The sequence below is a fragment of the Pseudomonas sp. PME37.24/025 genome (assembly GCF_055556615.1).
This window is the reverse complement of record NZ_JBVHNK010000002.1, coordinates 389,149-407,560: the sequence shown is the minus strand read 5'-3', so window position 1 is coordinate 407,560 and position 18,412 is coordinate 389,149. Positions and strand designations below refer to the sequence as shown.

The window sequence follows — 18,412 nt, the reverse complement described above, 5'->3', positions numbered from 1 at the left end:
GGCGGCGGAGTTTATCGGTTTTTTAGCTGATCGCCTGCAAGTGCACGGCAAAACGTTCCGCCAGCCAACGGGCCGCCGGGCCGAGGGGCTCGTCACGGCGCCAGACCAGTTCGACAATCAATGCCGGCGGAGTCCATTCGCTGGCCAGTTCGACCATCAGATTCTGATACGCCGGATACTGCACCACATGTCGCGGCAACCAGGCCCAGCCGAGGCCACGCATCACCCACTCGGCCATCACGTAGAAACTGTCAGCGCGCCAAACCTGCGGGCTGGCCGGCTCGCTGCCGGGGTAGACGCTGGACTGCGTGGACATCAGCAACTGTCGATGCTGCGCCAGTTGCTGACAATCGACTTGGGTCTGCTTCGCCAAGGGATGCCCCACGCCGCACACCGTGACCATCTCGACGCTGCCCAGCACCCGCCGCTCGAGGGCTTCGGGAATCTGCTCGTGATAAAACAACAAGCCCAGGTCAGCCCGGCGCTCCACCAGTTTGCGCGCGACATCACCTTGGGCGGCACTGGTCAGCTGCACTTCGAGGCTGGGAAATTTTTCTGCCAGAGCCTCGAAGCTTTCAACCACTGCTTGATAGGGCATTGCTTCGTCCTGAGCCACACGCAGACTCGCTTCCTGGCCGCGCATCATCGCCAGTGCCCGGCCATTGAGGCGCTCGCATTGGCGCAGCACTTCCCGCGCCTCCTCAAGCAGGGCGGTGCCGGCTTCGGTGAGTTTCGGCTGACGACCACTGCTGCGATCGAACAGGCTGATACCCAAGTCCTCTTCCAGCAGCGCAATCGAACTGCTGACCGCCGACTGCGCCTTGCGCTGATCCCGCGCCACTGCGGAAAACGAACGCTGTTCCGCGACGCTGACAAACAAGCGCAGCTGTTCCAGATTCCATTGCATATTCATGGCTTAACCCATCTCCAGATCAGATAGGTAATGACTTTACCGCATCTGGCGAATCTCTAGAATGCCGACCTCAGAGAGCAACGCTTCATACGAGGATTGACCCATGACCGCTTACTACTACCTGGCCATCGCCATCTGCGCCGAAGTGATCGCTACTGTTTCGATGAAAGCGGTCAAAGGTTTCAGCACGCCACTCCCGCTGCTGCTGGTCATCGTCGGTTACGGTATTGCTTTCGGGATGCTGACCCTGGTGGTGCGCAGCGTTCCGGTGGGCGTGGCCTACGCAGTGTGGGCCGGCATGGGGATCGTGATGGTCAGCGTCGCGGCGCTGTTTATCTACGGGCAGAAGCTGGATGTGCCGGCGATGCTGGGGATGGCGCTGATTGTGCTGGGCGTTGTGGTTATTCAGTTGTTCTCCAAGACTGCCGGACACTAAGGCCCTAAGCACTTTCCATTGTGGGAGCGAGCCTGCTCGCGATAGCGGTCTTGCATTCAACCCTTATGCTGCATGTGCCGGCCCCATCGCGAGCAGGCTCGCTCCCACAGGTTTTGCATCCTCCCTATTGATCACCAACAAATCCCCTCCGCATCGAGTCTGTATACTGCGCCCTCGTCTTGAACACTGAGGTCGTTGCATGCCATCCGTTATTTCCACCGACGTTCTGATTGTCGGCGCTGGTGTCGCCGGCCTCTGGCTGAATGCGCGCCTGCGCCGCCAGGGTTTTTCGACTGTGCTGGTGGAAAGCGCCAGCCTCGGTGGCGGGCAGAGCCTGAAGTCCCAAGGCATCATCCACGGCGGCGCCAAGTACGCGTTGCACGGTGCCCTGACCGGCGCCTCGGAAGCCATCGCCGACATGCCGCGCCGCTGGCGTGAAGCGCTGGCCGGCGACGGCGAACTGGACCTGTCCGGCGTGCGCGTGTTGTCCGACGCTCATTACCTCTGGTCCCCCGGCACCCTCGCCGGCAACCTCACCAGTTTTTTCGCCAGCAAAGCCGTGCGCGGGCGGGTCGATCAGGTCAAAGGCGATCAATTGCCGCCGGCGCTGCAAGACAAGCGCTTCAAGGGCAAGGTCTATCGCCTGACGGAACTGGTGGTCGACGTGCCGAGCCTGATCCAGCGCCTGGCCGATCTGGCTGGCGACGGTCTGCTGGCCGGTCAGCACATCGAACCGCTGCTGGAAAACGGCGAACTGGTCGGCTTGAAAGTCGACGAACGTGAGATCCGCGCCCAGCGCATCATTCTCAGCGCCGGTGCCGGCACCGCCGACCTGCTCACGGCGCTGGGCCTGAGCCAACCGGCCATGCAGCGTCGTCCCCTGCACATGATCATCGTCAAAGGCCCGGGCCTCAAACCGCTGTACGCCCATTGCCTGGGCGGCGGGCCGAAGCCGCGCGTCACCGTGACCACTCACCCGGCCGCCGATGGCCAGTGGGTCTGGTACGTGGGAGGCGACATCGCCGAAGCCGAAGGCGTGACCCGCGAGCCTGCGGCGCAGATCGCCAGCGCGCAAAAAGAACTCGGCAACCTGCTGCCGTGGATCGACTTGAGTACCGCACAGTGGGCGACCTTGCGGGTCGAACGCGCGGAGCCGCTGCAATCGGGCCTGACTCGCCCGGACAATGCCTTCCTCGCCGAGCAGAATCGTCTGCTGGTGGGTTGGCCGACCAAATTGGCCCTGGCGCCGGACTTCGCTGACCGTGTCATCGCTTCGCTGCAGCGCGACGGCATCCAGCCGAGCCACCCGGCGCCGCTGCCGGAACTGCCGAAACCGCCGATGGGCGTCCCTGCCTGGGAGCAACTGCTGCCATGAGCCAACTGACCCTGCACGATCTGCATCGCCCTTTGGGGAGCACCGGCCTGCTGGTTTCGCCCCTGGGTCTGGGCACAGTGAAACTCGGCCGCGATCAAGGGGTGAAATACCCCAACGGTTTCCAGATCCCCGGCGATGACGAAGCACGTATGCTACTCAAACTCGCGCGCGACCTGGGCATCAACCTGATCGACACCGCACCGGCCTATGGCCGCAGCGAAGAACGTCTCGGCCCGTTGCTACGTGGTCAACGTCAGGATTGGGTGATCGTCAGCAAGGTTGGCGAAGAGTTTGCCGACGGCCAATCGCACCACGACTTCAGCGCCGCCCACACTCGCCTGTCGGTGGAACGCAGCCTGCAACGCCTGGGAACGGATGTTATCGACCTGGTGCTGGTGCACTCCGACGGCAACGACCTGGCAATCCTCAATGACACTGAAGTCTATGCGACCCTTGCCGAGCTCAAGCGCGAAGGCAAGATTCGTGGCTTCGGTTTTTCCGGCAAAACCGTCGAAGGCGGCTTGAAGGCTCTGGAACAAGGTGATTGCGCGATGGTCACCTACAATCTGAACGAACAGAACGAGAAGCCGGTCATTGACTATGCTGCTGCTCACGGCAAAGCGATCCTGGTCAAAAAAGCCCTGGCCAGCGGCCATGTGTGCCTGAGCCCGGGCGTGGACCCGGTGCGCGCCAGCTTCGAGTTGTTGTTTGAACACCCGGGTGTGGCCAGTGCTATTGTCGGGACCATCAATCCGCTGCACCTCGCCCACAACGTCGCGACCGTTGCCCAGGTCCTTCATAGGGTCTGTTGACGTTTGGTGACGACCGCGACGCTGGCCCATTTGGGTTGCGCGCCAAACGTCAACAGACCCTAGCCATTGATGCCGCCCACGCGGCCTTAAGCAGGAGCCGACATGCCGCGTACGCTGATAAGAAAGAATCCGAGCAACTTCAAGACCCTGCCGTTATTCGTCGAAGCGACTCCCGAAGGCCTGAGTTACCAGAGCGTCGGGATGCCTCTGAATTTCTCCCAGACCCTGCAACGTCGCCGCCCGGTGACGGTACCCGACAACGAGCGATTCGCCCTGGAACTGGCGAACCTTGGGGTTTCGGTGCGCCTGACCCTGCATTGGCAGAATCGCGATTACTGGGTGTTGGTGCGTCAGCGCCGGCAGGACCGCGGCGATGTGGTGCTCAAGCTGATCTCGGGTTACGTACCGGCCCATGAACTGAACCTGCCGCTGCACACGGCGACCCAGGAAATTGCCGAAGAGTGCCTGCTGGAAACCCCGGAAGGCTGGCTCAGCGGGCGTTTCAACGACACCTGGCTGCCAGCACCCTACTCGTCCGCCCTGCATTACCGCGAAGCCCTGCCGTTTCGCCTGACGCCGCTGTCCGGTTCGGCGCGGCCGGTGCGCTGTGCCAACATGCCGCTGATCGAGCGCCCGCGGGCCTACGTGCATTTACCGACCGCGTCGTTGCAATTGATCTACGACTTGCGCCTGGATGTGCCCAAGGAAGCCAAATCCCTGAGCCTGTTCCATGTGGACGAACGTCTGGAAGGCGATCAATTGGTGGCCCGGCTCGATCGCAAACGTCCCGATTTGTATTTGATGCCCCTTCAGGACGGCCAACCGATGGCCGAGCTCTATACCCTGAAAAAGGATCAGCTATACCCGGCGAGTACCCGGGGGTTGTATCTGGCGGAGAGTTTTGCCCGGCAGGAAGGGTGGCTGGTGAAGGATGAGCGAATTCGCTGGAAAGACTGGGTGCGCCAACAGGGTTTGAGCCCGCCGGGGAAAGATTCCGGTTTAGCCCGCTTGCATGGAAAAGCAAAGCAACTGCTGAAAAGAATCGTGCCGCGCAAGGCTGCACGATAAAGAAACCTGTGGCGAGGGAGCTTGCTCCCGTTCGGCTGCGCAGCAGTCGTAAAACTCGCGACGCGATCAATCTGAAAAACCGCGGTCTATGGCTTTAGGGCCGCTTTGCGACCCAGCGGGAGCAAGCTCCCTCGCCACAGTGACCGCACCGTTTCAGTGATTGCGGATCTTCTCGACAATCGCCGTGGTCGAGCTGTTTTCCACTAGCCCCAGCACTTTCACGGTCCCGCCGTAAGCAGTGACGATGTCCGCACCGACCACCTGGTCGATCCCGTAATCCCCGCCCTTGACCAACACATCCGGCTTGACCTCGCGCAGCAGGTTTTCCGGGGTGCCCTCAGCGAAGCTGATTACCCAGTCCACGGCGCCTAAACCTGCCAGTACAGCCATGCGACGGTCGACGCTGTTGATCGGCCGACCCGGCCCTTTCAAGCGGCTCACCGACGCATCGTCGTTGACCGCTACGATCAGGCGATCACCTTGGGCACGCGCCTGTTCGAGGTAGGTCACGTGGCCGGCGTGCAGGATGTCGAAGCAGCCGTTGGTGAAGACGATCTTCTCATTGTGTGCACGTGCGTCGTCGACGGCCAGCAACAGTTGCTCCAGCCCCAACACACCACGCTCGGAACCTTCTTCACGCTGAATCGCGCGACGCAGTTCCGGCGCGCTGATAGCCGCGGTACCGAGCTTGCCGACCACGATGCCCGCCGCCAGGTTGGCCAGAGCCACCGCGTGCGGCAGTTCTTCGCCAGCGGCGATTGCTGCCGCCAGGGTAGAAATCACCGTGTCACCGGCGCCGGTCACGTCGAACACTTCACGGGCACGGGCCGGCAGGTGCAGTGCCGGATGATCCGGGCGCAGCAAGGTCATGCCATGTTCGCCACGGGTCACCAGCAAGGCGCCGAGGTCGAGGTCGTGCATCAGCTGTGCGCCCTTGCTCACCAGTTCGTGTTCGTCGGCGCAACCACCGACGATGGTTTCGAACTCGCTGAGGTTCGGCGTGATCAGGCTCGCGCCGCGGTAGATCGAGAAATCCTTGCCCTTGGGATCGGCCAGTACCGGAATCCCACGTGCACGGGCAGCCTGGATCAGCACCTGATGGTTTTTCAGCGCGCCTTTGCCGTAGTCGGACAGCACCAGCACCTTGATGCCTTCGAGCAATTCGTCGACTTGCTCGCCCAGCGCCAGGGCGTCGGTAGAGAAAGGTTCTTCGAAGTCGATTCGCAACAATTGCTGGTGGCGGCTCATCACCCGCAGCTTGACGATGGTCGGCTGGTGCGCGATGCGCTGGAACAACGCCCGCACGCCGGCACCCTTGAGGCTATTGACCAAACTATCAGCCGCTTCGTCGTCGCCAGTCACGCCAACCAGCGAGGCCGGGGCACCCAGCGCGGCAATGTTCAGGGCAACGTTGGCGGCACCGCCCGGGCGGTCCTCGATTTGCTCGACTTTGACTACCGGTACCGGCGCCTCAGGGGAAATCCGTGAGGTACCACCATGCCAGTAACGGTCGAGCATGACATCACCGACCACCAGGACAGGGGCCTGATCGAATCGTGGCATGGATAACTTCATGGAAACTCCAGGGGCAATAAAAGCGTCGCGGATAATAACATAGCGAAAGAATGCGGCTGCACGCGAGCAAAGAGGCTCAGCAGCGGTCATCCTGTGGAGGTGCATCCAACGGACGCACCCAGAAAAGTTCGTGTCGGCGCACTGCTTTACGGAAGAACTCGTCTTCACCGGTGCGGGGCCAGCGACGCCCGGCCAATAACCGCTGAATCAACCGGCGCAGACGTCTTTTAAGCGGTGGACGGCCCTGCAAGTCGTGCTGCATGCCCAAGGCCATGGCTTTGTCCATGCGCGTTGGCGCGTCCAGCAACGGGCTCCATAGCCCATCAGCCGGCAACGGCTCGATGGTCGGCGGCAGAGCAATGCCATAATCCGCCGGGCCCATCGGCCAGCGGTCATTGTCATGCAGGTGATTGGCATAGAGCAGCAGAGTTCGCGGGCGCCAGGCACTGAGTTCAATCGCCTCCATCAAGGCGCGAGTGCTGGCGACATGATCGCTGTGGGGATCCAGTTCGGGATGGGGCGTCAGTACCGCGTCGGGCTGGTGATGCTCAAGCAGACTCGCCAGATCAGCCACCAGGTTGCGCCAATGGGGCTGACCATCGACGTCACCCGGCAGGCTCAGGGCATTGTGCCGACGCACGCCGCGTATATCACTCTCCCCCGACTCCCGGGAACCGAAGCTTTGCTCCGGCTGCTGCGCCATCGCATTCAGTTGTAAGCAGTAGTAGCCCAATTGCACACACTGTTGTTGCGGCACCCCGCCCCACAGCGGCACTGCCAGGCTGTCCCAACTGCGCAGGCGCCCCTTGAGTCGGGCGGCCTGAGCGCTGTCGAGGCCCATATCGTGGTAGTTTTCGGCCTCAATCTCGCCTTGGGTCAGTGTGACGATAGCCACCTCGGACGCCCGGCTATAGAGACCGAAAGCCGCCAATTCGGCATCATCGGCATGGGGGGCGATGATGAGCAGGCGCTGCTGGCCAAAATCCGGATGACTCAGGGCGTGCAAAGTCGCCTGTGGCGCCAGGCTGCAAAAGCGTCCACGTAATGTCAGGGTCCCGGCAGCCAGCGCCGAGCCTTGCCCGGACAGATTGAGAAAACGCTCTCCCGCAACACCGCGCTCCAGATCCTGACGGTCGTCACCGATCCATACCTGGGGGTCAAGAAAGCGCCCCAGCCAATGGCTCTTGACCCGCACCTGCAAAACCAGGGTTTGCGCCACGCCAAAGTCACCCGTCACCTGTAAGACACCTTTGACCAGGGTGGTGGGGAGTTGCGGCGTACCCGCCGGGAAGTCATAGCGATAATCATCGCTTGGGGCATAGAACAAATGGTCGGCGAACCAGGCTTCATGAGCGACCCAGCCCAGCAGCAGGAACAGCGGCAATGGCCACCATGCGACAAAAATGCCAAACAGTAATGCAGCCAACAATGCACCGATCAGCACCACGCGTTTGCGTTGGCGATGGCGTTTAAGCAATTGTTGCTTGCGTGCGCTCATGACTGCCTGTCCTCGCTCAAACCTGATAGACCGGAACCCGGTGACACCAGCGATCCTTGTATTCGCGATCGGCGCGGCCGAACGAGTAACGCAGCGGCTTGCCCACGGCTCGGGCCTGCTCCCAAGCGGCTTGGGTGTTGACGAAACTGAGTACACTGCCGGGGCTGAACTCGCGATTCTGCGGATCGACACCGCCGTTAATGTATTCCAGGCTGACCCACTTCGGCGCCTCGACCCGGTACAGAATCTGGATCGCCACCGGCTCGTCGTTCAGATAGATCAAGGACCCGGTCATGAACTCACGTAACAGGCTGAACACTTCAGCCAGATGCGTCTTGCCCGGTGCTTCAAAGTTCCAGCGGCGCTGGAACAGGTCGGCATAGATGGTCGCCTGTTCACTGGCGCTCAGCTCCAGCATCGGTCGGATAATGCCGCCCGCCTCTTCCAGCAAACGCTGATCACGACGCTGGTTGTAGCGAAACTTCTTGCTGTAGTCCTCGGGCTCACGAGCCAGCGCCAGGCCTTCAGGCTGCTCAGTGAGGCCAGTGATGCTTTGGGCGTTGAGTTCGGACACATAACGTGCGCGATGCCGCACACGAATCTGGACGTCTTCATCAACCGGCAGGATGATCTCGGCATTGCCGAGATCGAGCAGGCCACGTTTGCCTTCACGCTTGAGCACTTCCTTGGACAAGGCCACATGACGGCCCCAGGTCGGCATCGCGGCGCACAATTCACCGTCGACGAACCAGCCCAGATAACGCACCGGGATGCCTACCAGCCCTGCCAGACGCTCAACCACTTCGGGATGAGTCGCCACGCTGCCGCCAAACTGTTGCCAGGCCTGGGTATAAGCCGTTGCATCGATGGGCGCCCAGCCGCTTTCTCTCCAGGCTCGCCAGTAACTCAAAATCAAACGTGGGACTCCGTCATCGCCTCGTCGGTGCTTTCGACGAAATCCTTCTCATGCAGGCGTGCATAGAGACCGTTCAACGCTAACAACTCGGCGTGGGTGCCGCGCTCGACGATGCGGCCCTGGTCCATCAACAGGATCAGGTCAGCCTTCTCGATGGTCGACAAGCGGTGAGCGATCACCAGCGTGGTACGGCCCTTCATTACTTGTTCCAGAGCCGCCTGAATATGCCGCTCGGATTCGGTGTCGAGAGCCGAGGTGGCCTCATCGAGAATCAACAATGGCGCATTCTTGAGCAGCGCCCGGGCAATCGCCAGACGCTGGCGCTGACCGCCGGAAAGCAGCACGCCATTTTCGCCCACCAGAGTGTCGTAGCCTTGAGGCATTTGCTCGATGAACTCGGCGGCGTAGGCATCTTCGGCCGCCTTGCGCACGTCTTCGAGTGGTGCGCCAGCAAGGTCGCCGTAGGCGATGTTGTTCGAAACACTGTCGTTGAACAGGGTGACCTGTTGGGTCACAAGGGCAATGTGACGACGCAAGTTGGTCAGTTTGTATTCTTCGACATCCATACCATCGAGCAGGATCTGGCCCTTGTCGTGGTGATAGAAACGCGGAATCAGGTTGGCCAAGGTCGACTTGCCGCTGCCTGAACGCCCCACCAAAGCGACCATCTGGCCTTCTTCGGCGGTAAAGGAAATATCGTTGAGCACGAGTTTCTCGGTGCCCGGGTACTGGAAGCTCAGGTTACGCACTTCCAGGCGACCGTTGACGCGCACCATCTCCTTGGTGCCAGTATCGACTTCCGGTACTTCGTCGAGCTGCTCGAAAATGCTCTCCGCACCGGCCAATCCCTTCTGGATCGTGGCGCTGACTTCCGACAACTGACGAATCGGCTTGGGTAACAAACCGGCGGCGGTGATGTAGGCAACCAGTTCGCCAGCAGAGGCATCGCCGCGAAGGTAAAGCACCAGATACATCAACACGGCCATGCCAACGTAAATCACCAGTTGCAGCATCGGCGTGTAGATCGACTGGGTACGGGTCATGCCCAGGCTGCGGTTCATGTTATCGGCGCTAGCCTTGTGGAACCGCTCGATTTCGTAGGTCTCACCGCCAAAGCTGCGAACCACGCGATAGCCCTGGATCGTCTCCGAAGCCACATGGGTCACATCGCCCATCGCCACCTGGATTTTCTTGCTTTGCTTGCGAAATTTTTTGCTGGCGCTACTCACCAGAATCGCGATGACCGGCAGGATCGCCAGCAATACCAGGGTCATTTTCCAGTTGCTGTACAGCAGGTAAACGAACAGGAACACCACCGTCAGGCCTTCGCGGATCACCACCTTGATCGCATCGGTGGCGGCGCCGGTGACCATGGTCACGTTATAGGTAATACGGGAAATAAGATGACCGGAGTTATGGTTGTCGAAGTAGCGGTTAGGCAAGGTCAGCAGGTTGTCGAACAAGGCGCAACGCAGGTCGTGGACTACGCCACGGGCAACCTTGGCCAGGTAATAGTTGCCCAGAAATGAGCCGATACCCTGGTAGACGGCAATCAACACAATCAACAACGGTACGCCGAGCACCAGCGAGACACCCAGGAACTTGGTGTCATCGGGTTTCTGCAAAGCGTCGAGAAAATGCTTGAGCATGTCCGCCAGCATCGGCTGGCTAGATGCGAATAGCACGAAGCCGACAATACTGATGGCGAAAGCGCCCCAGTACGGGAGCACGTATTTCAGCAACCGCAGGTAAATCTTCATGCTTGATTGCTGGTCGGAATTGGCCATTCAGCGCGCCTCGTACGTTTGAAAAAGACAGACAACCTGTGGATTGTAACAGCGAACGAATTACAACATCGGCCCCGCCAGGACGAGGTGCCGAAAACGCTGTTTCAGCACTTCGCTTCCGGTCCAGGAGCATCAGGGGTTGAAAAACTCCAGACGGAATCTTTGGTTTCATTGCTCCCACGAGTGGCCAACACGATACTCAAGGCAATCGGCAACCAAGTGATCAACCAGTCCGCATTGGGCTTGAGCCAGAGACCAATGCCATCGGTCATCAACGACGCCCCGGAAAACACCCAGAGTGCCAGCAACACCTGCCCCAGTGGCTGTGCGCGCGAAATCCAGCCACGCCAGCCAACCGCCAGCCACAACCAGCCGAACAGCAGCAGACCAGGTACTCCGAGACGCACACCGATATCCAGGAACAGGTTATGGGGATGTTTGAAGGCCTGTCCGATTTCAGGGACAGAAATCAGGTACTCATGGAATCCCAACCCCATCCCCCAATGATCCAGCATCAATTGAACGCCGCCGTTCCATAGCTCCGGACGGAAAGAAACGCCGCGCTGCAATAGGATTTCCGGCTTGAATACGGCAATGGACGCCAACCCCAGAATCACCAGAATGATCAGTCCGCCCGCCATGCGCGACGGTCGCGCCACTCCCATCACGAAGAGACAGGCCAGCAAGCCGATCCACACACCGCGGGTTTGGCTGAAGCCCAGAAACAGCGCATACCCCAGCGCCGGAATCAGCAGCAACGCCATCATCCAGGGATTGAAGCGTTTGGTCTGCAACGTGAAGATGCCAAGAATCAGCAAGGCCCCCACCGCATGCGCGGCCATGATTGCAGTGTCCCACAAGCCAATGGCAATCAGCCTGCCGCTGAAAGGCTGAGCAGACACGTCATAAAAGTAGACCCAGGAAGCCGCAGCAAAAAAACCGCCCATGATCGATGCGTACAACAACATGGACTCGAACCGCCACTTGCGATTCTGCGCAGCCAGTAGCACACCTAACAGGGTAAGGGCCACATAGAGCGTCACCTTGCTTTTGCCGAAGGTGTTATCGCCCCCCTCAACCATCAGCACCAATAATGTCCAGGCCACGAAAATGGCGAAGAGGATGCACTCCGGTTGTTTGAGCATCAGCCGAAAATCCCGATGGAACAGCGCCAACACGGCGGGCAACCAGAGCAGGAAAATTATCATTTGGTGATAAAGTTTATTGTTCGGCAGTACCCACGCCCCACACAGCAGCACAAGAAAACCGATAGACGCCCACACTTCCAGGACATCCTTAGCGAAAAATTTCTTCATTCCTGTCAGCACTCGGTTTTACCCAGCATTCGATTGGCGACCCGCTGCAACTGGGCCTTGTCAGCGTTCTTCCAGCCACCCTTGATGCAATAGTGCTCGGAGAGGTAGTGGAGGAAGTTACGCCTCAACCGCTCATCGAGTGGCCATTGCGGGAATGCGCGCGCCAGTTCCATCACCTGCTCGGCGTTATCGGCATGCATCACCAGCCCCTCGATATTAAAAAACGCCTGACCCAGAGTCAGCACAGGCTTGCCCAAGAGTAGGCTTTCCAGGCCAACCGTCGAGTTCAGCGTGATCACAAACTGGCTGGACTCGATCAACTGCTGAGTAGCATTACCGTTGGCGAACAACAGGCGCTCGTGAGTACGCTCATGCAATCCGGGATACATCTCGCGACTGGATGGATGTTCCTTGAACACTACTGTCAAACCAGTCTCTTTGGCCAAGCGCTCGCCCAAGGCAAACATCTCATGCATGTTCCTGATCCAGGGAGAAAACAGCCGAACCTGGCTATCGCGATCATCCTGGAACGGAATAAAGACGAACTGCTCCGGCAGCACAATCGGTGCCGGGCCGCTTGTGCGAGGCTGGCGTGGAATCAGATTAGGCACTACCTGACTTTCAGGCACGGGATAAGGATAGTTGAGGTAAAAACCGGCCTCGCGCGGAACGGCGTTCAGGTAGTTCACGCCCTGCGGATCAACGGTCGTGGTGTCGGGCAACAAACCGTTCTCGAAGAAAAAAGTCTTACAACCCGACGGCGCCAAGGCCGTCAGCAATCGGCAGTAGCGGTGGGAACCATTCCAGAACACCAGCGCATCGGGGTGCTCGCGATCAAGCAACGCCTGGGCACGTAGCGCCATCCAAATCAGCTCAAGACGCAACAACAGACGATACAAGCGACCATCGTTTTTGTTCTTGACGCGCCGCTCCTCGCATTTTTCTTCGATCAGGCTCGGCCAGTCGATTCGCGAAAGCACTCTGGATGTCTGCAACAACCTTGGCCAGGGCATCTGTGGTGGGGTAACGACTTTACCTTGCAGCTCGGTCTCATTGAGTAACCGATTGAAGTAGAGGCCTTGATGTTTGGCCAGGGAAATGAACAGCATTGTCGTCATAGGGTGTCCAAAAAATAGGCCGCATCCACCCGCCAAAGCGCAAATATAACCACGTGCGACAAGTCCGCAGACATCAACACCCTGTTATTCGCCCGTCCGCGTATAGAAGTATAAAACCAGGAATCAGAAGCAAGCACTCTATGGTATTGCGCCAGGCAACCCCGTGAACGGGCAACTGCCTCTTAAAAAGTGCGGCGATTGTACCACAGCGGTTTTTTGCAGCATGCGCACTGCGGTAACATAGTCGGCTGCCCATCCCATCAGAGGCCAAGCCCTGGAGCCTTGATGCAAACGCTCGACCATACCGCTTATCTCAACATGCGCGAGGGCGCCGACGTTCTCGAAGCCGATGGTAAAGGGGATAAAGTTTTATGCCTGGCCGATGGCTCGATGCTCAAGCTGTTTCGCCGCAAACGCCTGCTGACATCTGCGCTTTGGGCGCCTTACGCCCGGCGCTTCGCCAACAACTGCCGGGCACTGCGCGAACGCAATATCGAATGCCCAACGGTTCGCCAGATTTATCGCATTCCCAGCATCAAGCGCGATGCCGTGCATTACGACCCCCTGCCCGGTCGCACCCTGCGTCAGTTACTGGGCACCGACAATAACGAATCTCTTCGGGCACAATTGGGTGAGTTCATTGCACGCCTGCATGAGGACGGCATCTACTTTCGCTCTGCACACCTGGGCAATGTGGTATTGACGCCTGAAAACACGCTGGGGCTGATCGACATCGCCGACCTGCGCACCTATCGCAAGCCGCTGCGCAAAGGCCTGCGTCTGCGCAATTTCAAGCATATGTTGCGCTATCGCCAGGATCGCGAGTGGCTGCTCAAGGACAACCAGTTCCTTGAGCATTACCTGAACCACCAACGCGTGTGCAATGGACGGGAACTGAGCCTGGCGCTGACTCCTTAACCCCTAAGCCGCCAGCCTCAGCATCAGCCGGCGGCAGACAGCCTGAAGGTCTCGAAGTCTCGCGCCGGGTCTGCGCCTCGCAGCAAGTCATCAACCAGTTGAATGGTCTTTGCCAAACCCTGAGAACCGTATACCAGGTGATAATCGGCAAAACGCCGTGCCTGGGTCACATGCCCGAGATAATCCTGCTCAAGCGCTTGCAACTGGCGGGAAAACTCATGTTCATCGCGCACTTGAGGCCCAAAAAACAGCGAGTGAGAGAAGATATCCACATCGTTGCCCGCATTGACATGGATTACCGGCCGACCCGCCAGCCCTGCCTCGATACCTGCATTGGACATGATATTGACCACAACGCTGGCCTGCGCCAAAGCGTGCGCCAATGAACACTTGCTATCCAGCAAGGCGACGCTGGCCAACTGCGCAGCGGCATCGCTCCAGAATTGCGCCTTGCTGCGCGGATGACGCTTGAACAGCACGCGATAATGTGGGTGCCGTTCGGCCCAGTCGCGCAGTAACTGATAGGTGCGCTGGTAACCCGATTCTTTTTCCCGATCAGGACCAACCCCCAGAATCAACAACGTCTGAAGAGCAGGATCGGCAACTGGCAGATCATAGGTTTCATCGGCGAGGTAAGAACCGATCAGCACCACTGTCGACTCACCGAACCGCAATGTTCTTTCTTGCAAGGCAACCAGCGAACTATGGCCAAAAACGCCGTAGTAGTCGTAATCGTTCATCCCCAGTCGCCGCGAAGACTCCAGCGTCGTGGCATGGGCCAGTTGCAGCAGTCGAGCACCACGCGCAGCCAATGCCAAGCGCAGGAACGGCGCATGAAGACTACCGTTGCGTTCATTGATCAGCACCTTGGGCGAATACGTCATCACCAGCCATTGGGCATGGGCGGCGTACACCAGATAACGCAACGGTACGGACTGCGGCGGCGCCAGCAGCATGCGCTGGGCGCAGGTGTCCGAGGGAGAACGTAACGCTGCCTCTGTCACGTGCTGCCCGCGCTTGCGCAGGCCCTCGATCAGAATATTCTTGCGCTGCAACGCCATGGACTTGGGTGCCGAATGCAGCAATAGCACCTCACAGGGCGCAGCGACGACCGAACTACTCAGGCACGCCTTGGCGCGTATCCCGACCGCCAGATCCACCAGCACGTCACGAACCAGGCGCAAAAAGCTACCGCAGCGACCATGCCGCTCGCGCAGCAGCTTCCAGCGATAACGGTCCAGCTCACGCGCTTTTTGTGCCCAGCATCCCTCAGCCTGAAACACACTTGCATCAGACGGCGGCGTGCTCACTTGAACAACAACCGGATGGCCTTGCGGGTATAGGACCAGCGCGCGAGCGAGCGCAGATCGGCGCGCACCGCGCGGGCGTAAAAAGCCTTGGCGTTGACATAATCGCCGGCACTGTAGCAATCGCGGAACAACGACAGGCAGCGCTGAGCCAGGAAAGCCTGACGCAGGTCCTGCAGTTCTTGAGGCATGCGTACCGAGGAAAATACCTCGTCAACCATCCCCACGCCTGCCGCCAGGCTTTGCTTGAGGTCATGCCGCATGCTGTCGCCATGCTTGTAGATCAACGCCAGGGGCTGATCGAGCACACTGCACGGGAAACGCGCCAGTACCTGAGCAAACACCGGAATATCCTCAACGTTGCGCAAGTGCTCAGGATAGTTGCCCGGCGCAAATACTTCGCGATGCATCGCGCAGGCGCCGTTAGACAGCGATACCGTCTTGTCCAGCAAGTAGCCACGCACACGCTGGCGCGGGGTGGCTGGCAAGGGTTTTACGGCGTGCTGGACGCGACGACCGTCATCGAACACCGACCAGTGACCGCCAATGATCAAACGGCTGTCAGGGTTGCTGGAGATATGCCGGGTCAACGCAGCCAGCGCACCAGGCGCCATCTCATCATCGGCATCGAGGAAGATCAGGTATTGCCCCCGAGCCTCCTCGATCCCGCGATTACGCACCGAAGACAAACCGCCATTGGGTTTGCGCAGAGCTCTAAAGCATCCTGCATGTTCAGCCAGGAGCTGCTCCAGAACGTGCGGCGTCGCGTCAGTGGAACCGTCATCGATCACCAGCAACTCAGCCTGGGCATCACCCAACTGCGCCAGCACCGATTTCACCGCACGCGGCAGGGTTTTGGCGTAGTTATAAGCAGGAATAACGACACTGATCAGCACGTCAGTCAACCGCATACCCGTCCGCACCTTCTTTGACCACCAGAATGTCTTCCATGATCAGGTACTGCAGGTCGGAACCGAAGAACATGTTCAAGGCGTCGGTCGGCGAGCAGATCATCGGCTCACCACGACGGTTGAGCGAGGTATTCAGCGACACGCCGTTACCGGTCAGCACTTCCAGCGCCTTCATCATGTCGTAGTAGCGCGGGTTGTATTCGCGCTTCAACACCTGGGCCCGGGACGTACCATCTTCGTGGACGACTTCCGGCACGCGGGTCTTCCACTCTTCAGCCACTTCAAAGGTGAAGGTCATGAACGGCGCCGGGTGATCGATCTTGATCATCTGCGGTGCAACGGTGTCGAGCATCGATGGGCAGAAAGGCCTCCAGCGCTCGCGGAACTTGATCTGGTGGTTGATGCGGTCAGCCACGCCGGTCGCGCTCGGGCAACCGATGATCGAACGACCGCCCAGGGCGCGCGGACCGAATTCCATGCGACCCTGGAACCAGGCCACCGGGTTGCCGTCGACCATGATTTTGGCGATTTTTTCCGGCATGTTGTCGAGCTTGCGCCATGCAGGCGCGCTCGGGTGACGGGCGCAGGCCGCGATCACGTCTTCGTTGCTGTAGGACGGGCCGAGGTAGACGTGTTCCATCTTCTCGACCGGCACACCACGGGCGTGGGACACGTAAGCCGCAGCGCCGACCGCGGTACCGGCATCGCCGGACGCAGGCTGAACGAACAGCTCTTTGATGTCGTCGCGGGCAATGATTTTCTGATTGAGCTTGACGTTCAACGCACAGCCACCGGCGAAGGCCAGTTTGCCGGTTTCCTTGAGCACATCGCCCAGGTAATGATCGATCATCTGCAACGCCAGTTTCTCGAACAGCGCTTGCATGCTCGCGGCGTAGTGGATGTACGGCTCGTCGGCGATGTCACCTTCGCGCTTGGGCCCCAGCCACTCGATCAGCTTCGGCGAAAAGTAGAAACCTTTGCCCTTCTCTTTATAACGACGCAGGCCGATGACGTTGGCGTAGTCGGTGTTGATCACCAGCTCGCCGTTCTCGAACGAGGCCAGACGCGAGAAATCGTATTTGCTGGCATCGCCGTACGGCGCCATGCCCATGACCTTGAACTCACCGTCAAGCATCTCGAAACCGAGGAACTCGGTGATCGCGCCGTACAGGCCGCCGAGGGAATCCGGATCGAAGAATTCCTTGATCTTGTGAATCTTGCCGTTTTCGCCGTAACCGAAGAAGGTCGTGGCGTACTCGCCCTTGCCGTCAATCCCGAGGATCGCGGTTTTTTCTTTGAAACCGGAACAGTGGTAGGCACTGGAGGCGTGGGCCAAATGGTGCTCGACCGGCTCGATCTTGATTTTCTTCGGATCGAAGCCCAGTTGCTCGAGGCACCAGACAATCTTGTTGCGATAGCGCTTGTAGCGACGGTTGCCCATCAGGATCGCATCGAGCGCACGGTCCGGGGCGTACCAGTAACGCTTGGCGTAGTGCCAGCGAGCCTTGCCGAACAGGCTGATCGGCGCGAACGGAATCGCCACCACGTCAACGTCGGACGGCTTGATGCCCGCCTGCTCGAGGCAGAACTTCGCCGACTCGTAAGGCATGCGGTTCTTTGCATGTTTATCGCGCACGAAGCGCTCTTCCTCGGCCGCCGCGACCAGCTTGCCGTCGATATACAGGGCTGCGGAAGGATCATGGCTAAGGGCGCCGGACAGGCCAAGAATCGTCAATGCCACAGGGGTCTAGCCTCTTTAGTCTGCATGCAGGCGCAAGGCGCCTCAAAAATTAATGTGCCCTCGCAAGGGGCGAGAGACAGCTAAAGGGCGGGATTATAGCGTAAACATGCCGGGAATGAGCCTGCCCTTATCAGCGCTGCGAAGATGGGGTCGAGCCAAGCGTTCGCCTTTGCTCATCCGCGGCCCGGCCGCCAGTAAATCCTGATGTTGCCGTCGGTTGCCTGCCGGTAAATCGTGTACGGCAAGGCAACGGTGTCCAGTGCACCAGACAAGGTCAGATCCAGTAACACGAACGGCACCAGAATACCGGTGGGATCAGGCGGCGCATGCAGGAGGCAAAAGTCGTGGGCCAGACCGCTATAGATGCGAGGAATGGACTGGCAGTAGGTTTTTTGTTTTCTGAGGCTACGGGCGGCCTGTTCGTCATTCTGCAGCACCGTGACAGCGGTTCCGCAGCCGGATAGCGCCAGTGAGAAAGTGCTCAGCAACACAGCCATTTTTATCGTCAAAATCTGCCCTCCGAGAACGTCAGGCAAACTAGCATCGTGGCTATTCAGGGCACAGTTCATGGGGTCTGTAGATCATGTAGGACGGTTCATAAGAACTTGTCCTCTAGATCTCGGGGGACTGATCTGGCGCCATCGCGGGCAAGCCCGCTCCCACAGTGATGGCGCCGCACACAAAACTTATGCACACCACTGAACCTGTGGGAGCGGGCTTG

Annotated in this window: 16 protein-coding genes; 5 read left to right on the top strand and 11 right to left on the bottom strand. The window is 59.4% G+C overall.

Features of this window, described 5'->3' with window-relative positions; genetic code table 11:
* Positions 1-22: 22 nt before the first annotated feature.
* Positions 23-913, bottom strand: a complete 891-nt coding sequence (locus ACZ3HH_RS05020) for a LysR family transcriptional regulator (protein ID WP_465803108.1) — start codon at positions 911-913, stop codon at positions 23-25.
* Between the two features lie 103 nt (positions 914-1,016).
* Between ACZ3HH_RS05020 and ACZ3HH_RS05015 the strand changes: the two genes are divergently transcribed.
* From ACZ3HH_RS05015 to ACZ3HH_RS05000, 4 genes are all read left to right on the top strand, one after another.
* Positions 1,017-1,349, top strand: coding sequence for a DMT family transporter (locus ACZ3HH_RS05015; protein WP_052965993.1), 333 nt, complete (start codon positions 1,017-1,019; stop codon positions 1,347-1,349).
* A 199-nt stretch (positions 1,350-1,548) separates the two neighbouring features.
* Positions 1,549-2,724 (top strand): NAD(P)/FAD-dependent oxidoreductase, encoded by a 1,176-nt coding sequence (locus ACZ3HH_RS05010; protein ID WP_465803106.1) that lies wholly within the window; start codon positions 1,549-1,551, stop codon positions 2,722-2,724.
* On the top strand, positions 2,721-3,536 hold the full coding sequence (locus tag ACZ3HH_RS05005; protein ID WP_465803104.1) for an aldo/keto reductase: 816 nt from the start codon (positions 2,721-2,723) through the stop codon (positions 3,534-3,536). The genes ACZ3HH_RS05010 and ACZ3HH_RS05005 overlap by 4 nt, the downstream gene beginning before the upstream one ends.
* Positions 3,537-3,638: 102 nt before the next feature.
* Complete coding sequence (locus tag ACZ3HH_RS05000; protein WP_038978677.1) at positions 3,639-4,604, top strand: hypothetical protein; 966 nt, start codon at positions 3,639-3,641, stop codon at positions 4,602-4,604.
* Positions 4,605-4,757: 153 nt separating this feature from the next.
* Here the strand turns inward: ACZ3HH_RS05000 and hldE are convergent, their stop codons facing one another.
* From hldE to ACZ3HH_RS04970, 6 genes are all read right to left on the bottom strand, one after another.
* Positions 4,758-6,179: a bifunctional D-glycero-beta-D-manno-heptose-7-phosphate kinase/D-glycero-beta-D-manno-heptose 1-phosphate adenylyltransferase HldE gene (gene hldE, locus ACZ3HH_RS04995; protein WP_030130457.1), complete on the bottom strand. Its 1,422-nt coding sequence runs from the start codon at positions 6,177-6,179 to the stop codon at positions 4,758-4,760.
* Between the two features lie 76 nt (positions 6,180-6,255).
* Positions 6,256-7,677 carry a PIG-L deacetylase family protein gene (locus tag ACZ3HH_RS04990; RefSeq protein ID WP_465803102.1) on the bottom strand — a complete coding sequence of 474 codons (1,422 nt, stop codon included), beginning with the start codon at positions 7,675-7,677 and terminating at the stop codon, positions 6,256-6,258.
* Between the two features lie 16 nt (positions 7,678-7,693).
* On the bottom strand, positions 7,694-8,590 hold the full coding sequence (locus ACZ3HH_RS04985) for a GNAT family N-acetyltransferase (RefSeq protein ID WP_465803402.1): 897 nt from the start codon (positions 8,588-8,590) through the stop codon (positions 7,694-7,696).
* Positions 8,590-10,380: a lipid A export permease/ATP-binding protein MsbA gene (gene msbA / locus ACZ3HH_RS04980; protein WP_465803101.1), complete on the bottom strand. Its 1,791-nt coding sequence runs from the start codon at positions 10,378-10,380 to the stop codon at positions 8,590-8,592. The genes ACZ3HH_RS04985 and msbA overlap by 1 nt, the downstream gene beginning before the upstream one ends.
* Before the next feature lie 104 nt (positions 10,381-10,484).
* On the bottom strand, positions 10,485-11,696 hold the full coding sequence (locus tag ACZ3HH_RS04975) for an O-antigen ligase family protein (protein WP_465803099.1): 1,212 nt from the start codon (positions 11,694-11,696) through the stop codon (positions 10,485-10,487).
* 5 nt (positions 11,697-11,701) lie between these two features.
* A complete protein-coding gene (locus ACZ3HH_RS04970; protein ID WP_465803098.1) occupies positions 11,702-12,814 on the bottom strand; it encodes a capsular polysaccharide export protein, LipB/KpsS family in 1,113 nt (370 codons plus the stop codon).
* 285 nt (positions 12,815-13,099) lie between these two features.
* Between ACZ3HH_RS04970 and ACZ3HH_RS04965 the strand changes: the two genes are divergently transcribed.
* Complete coding sequence (locus ACZ3HH_RS04965; protein ID WP_465803096.1) at positions 13,100-13,732, top strand: BUD32 family EKC/KEOPS complex subunit; 633 nt, start codon at positions 13,100-13,102, stop codon at positions 13,730-13,732.
* A gap of 23 nt (positions 13,733-13,755) precedes the next feature.
* On the opposite strand, the gene ACZ3HH_RS04960 is transcribed toward ACZ3HH_RS04965, so the two are convergent.
* From ACZ3HH_RS04960 to ACZ3HH_RS04945, 4 genes are all read right to left on the bottom strand, one after another.
* The gene (locus ACZ3HH_RS04960) at positions 13,756-15,042 is read right to left on the bottom strand and encodes a capsule biosynthesis protein (protein ID WP_465803094.1); all 1,287 of its coding nucleotides are present in this window, start codon (positions 15,040-15,042) and stop codon (positions 13,756-13,758) included.
* Positions 15,039-15,950 (bottom strand): glycosyltransferase family 2 protein, encoded by a 912-nt coding sequence (locus tag ACZ3HH_RS04955; RefSeq protein WP_465803093.1) that lies wholly within the window; start codon positions 15,948-15,950, stop codon positions 15,039-15,041. Before ACZ3HH_RS04955 ends, ACZ3HH_RS04960 begins: the two co-directional genes overlap by 4 nt.
* Positions 15,937-17,691 (bottom strand): carbamoyltransferase family protein, encoded by a 1,755-nt coding sequence (locus tag ACZ3HH_RS04950; RefSeq protein WP_030130449.1) that lies wholly within the window; start codon positions 17,689-17,691, stop codon positions 15,937-15,939. The genes ACZ3HH_RS04955 and ACZ3HH_RS04950 overlap by 14 nt, the downstream gene beginning before the upstream one ends.
* Positions 17,692-17,864: 173 nt before the next feature.
* A complete protein-coding gene (locus ACZ3HH_RS04945; protein WP_465803400.1) occupies positions 17,865-18,200 on the bottom strand; it encodes a YceK/YidQ family lipoprotein in 336 nt (111 codons plus the stop codon).
* Between the last annotated feature and the right edge of the window lie 212 nt (positions 18,201-18,412).

Excerpts from the sequence above, each read along its gene's own strand:
- ACZ3HH_RS04970 (WP_465803098.1), bottom strand. The coding sequence starts at position 12,814 with ATGACGACAATGCTGTTCATTTCCCTGGCCAAACATCAAGGCCTCTAC.
- hldE (WP_030130457.1), bottom strand. The coding sequence starts at position 6,179 with ATGAAGTTATCCATGCCACGATTCGATCAGGCCCCTGTCCTGGTGGTC.
- ACZ3HH_RS04965 (WP_465803096.1), top strand. The coding sequence starts at position 13,100 with ATGCAAACGCTCGACCATACCGCTTATCTCAACATGCGCGAGGGCGCC.
- ACZ3HH_RS05020 (WP_465803108.1), bottom strand. The coding sequence starts at position 913 with ATGAATATGCAATGGAATCTGGAACAGCTGCGCTTGTTTGTCAGCGTC.
- ACZ3HH_RS05005 (WP_465803104.1), top strand. The coding sequence starts at position 2,721 with ATGAGCCAACTGACCCTGCACGATCTGCATCGCCCTTTGGGGAGCACC.
- ACZ3HH_RS04955 (WP_465803093.1), bottom strand. The coding sequence starts at position 15,950 with ATGCGGTTGACTGACGTGCTGATCAGTGTCGTTATTCCTGCTTATAAC.
- ACZ3HH_RS05000 (WP_038978677.1), top strand. The coding sequence starts at position 3,639 with ATGCCGCGTACGCTGATAAGAAAGAATCCGAGCAACTTCAAGACCCTG.
- ACZ3HH_RS04975 (WP_465803099.1), bottom strand. The coding sequence starts at position 11,696 with ATGAAGAAATTTTTCGCTAAGGATGTCCTGGAAGTGTGGGCGTCTATC.
- ACZ3HH_RS05015 (WP_052965993.1), top strand. The coding sequence starts at position 1,017 with ATGACCGCTTACTACTACCTGGCCATCGCCATCTGCGCCGAAGTGATC.
- ACZ3HH_RS04990 (WP_465803102.1), bottom strand. The coding sequence starts at position 7,677 with ATGAGCGCACGCAAGCAACAATTGCTTAAACGCCATCGCCAACGCAAA.
- msbA (WP_465803101.1), bottom strand. The coding sequence starts at position 10,380 with ATGGCCAATTCCGACCAGCAATCAAGCATGAAGATTTACCTGCGGTTG.
- ACZ3HH_RS05010 (WP_465803106.1), top strand. The coding sequence starts at position 1,549 with ATGCCATCCGTTATTTCCACCGACGTTCTGATTGTCGGCGCTGGTGTC.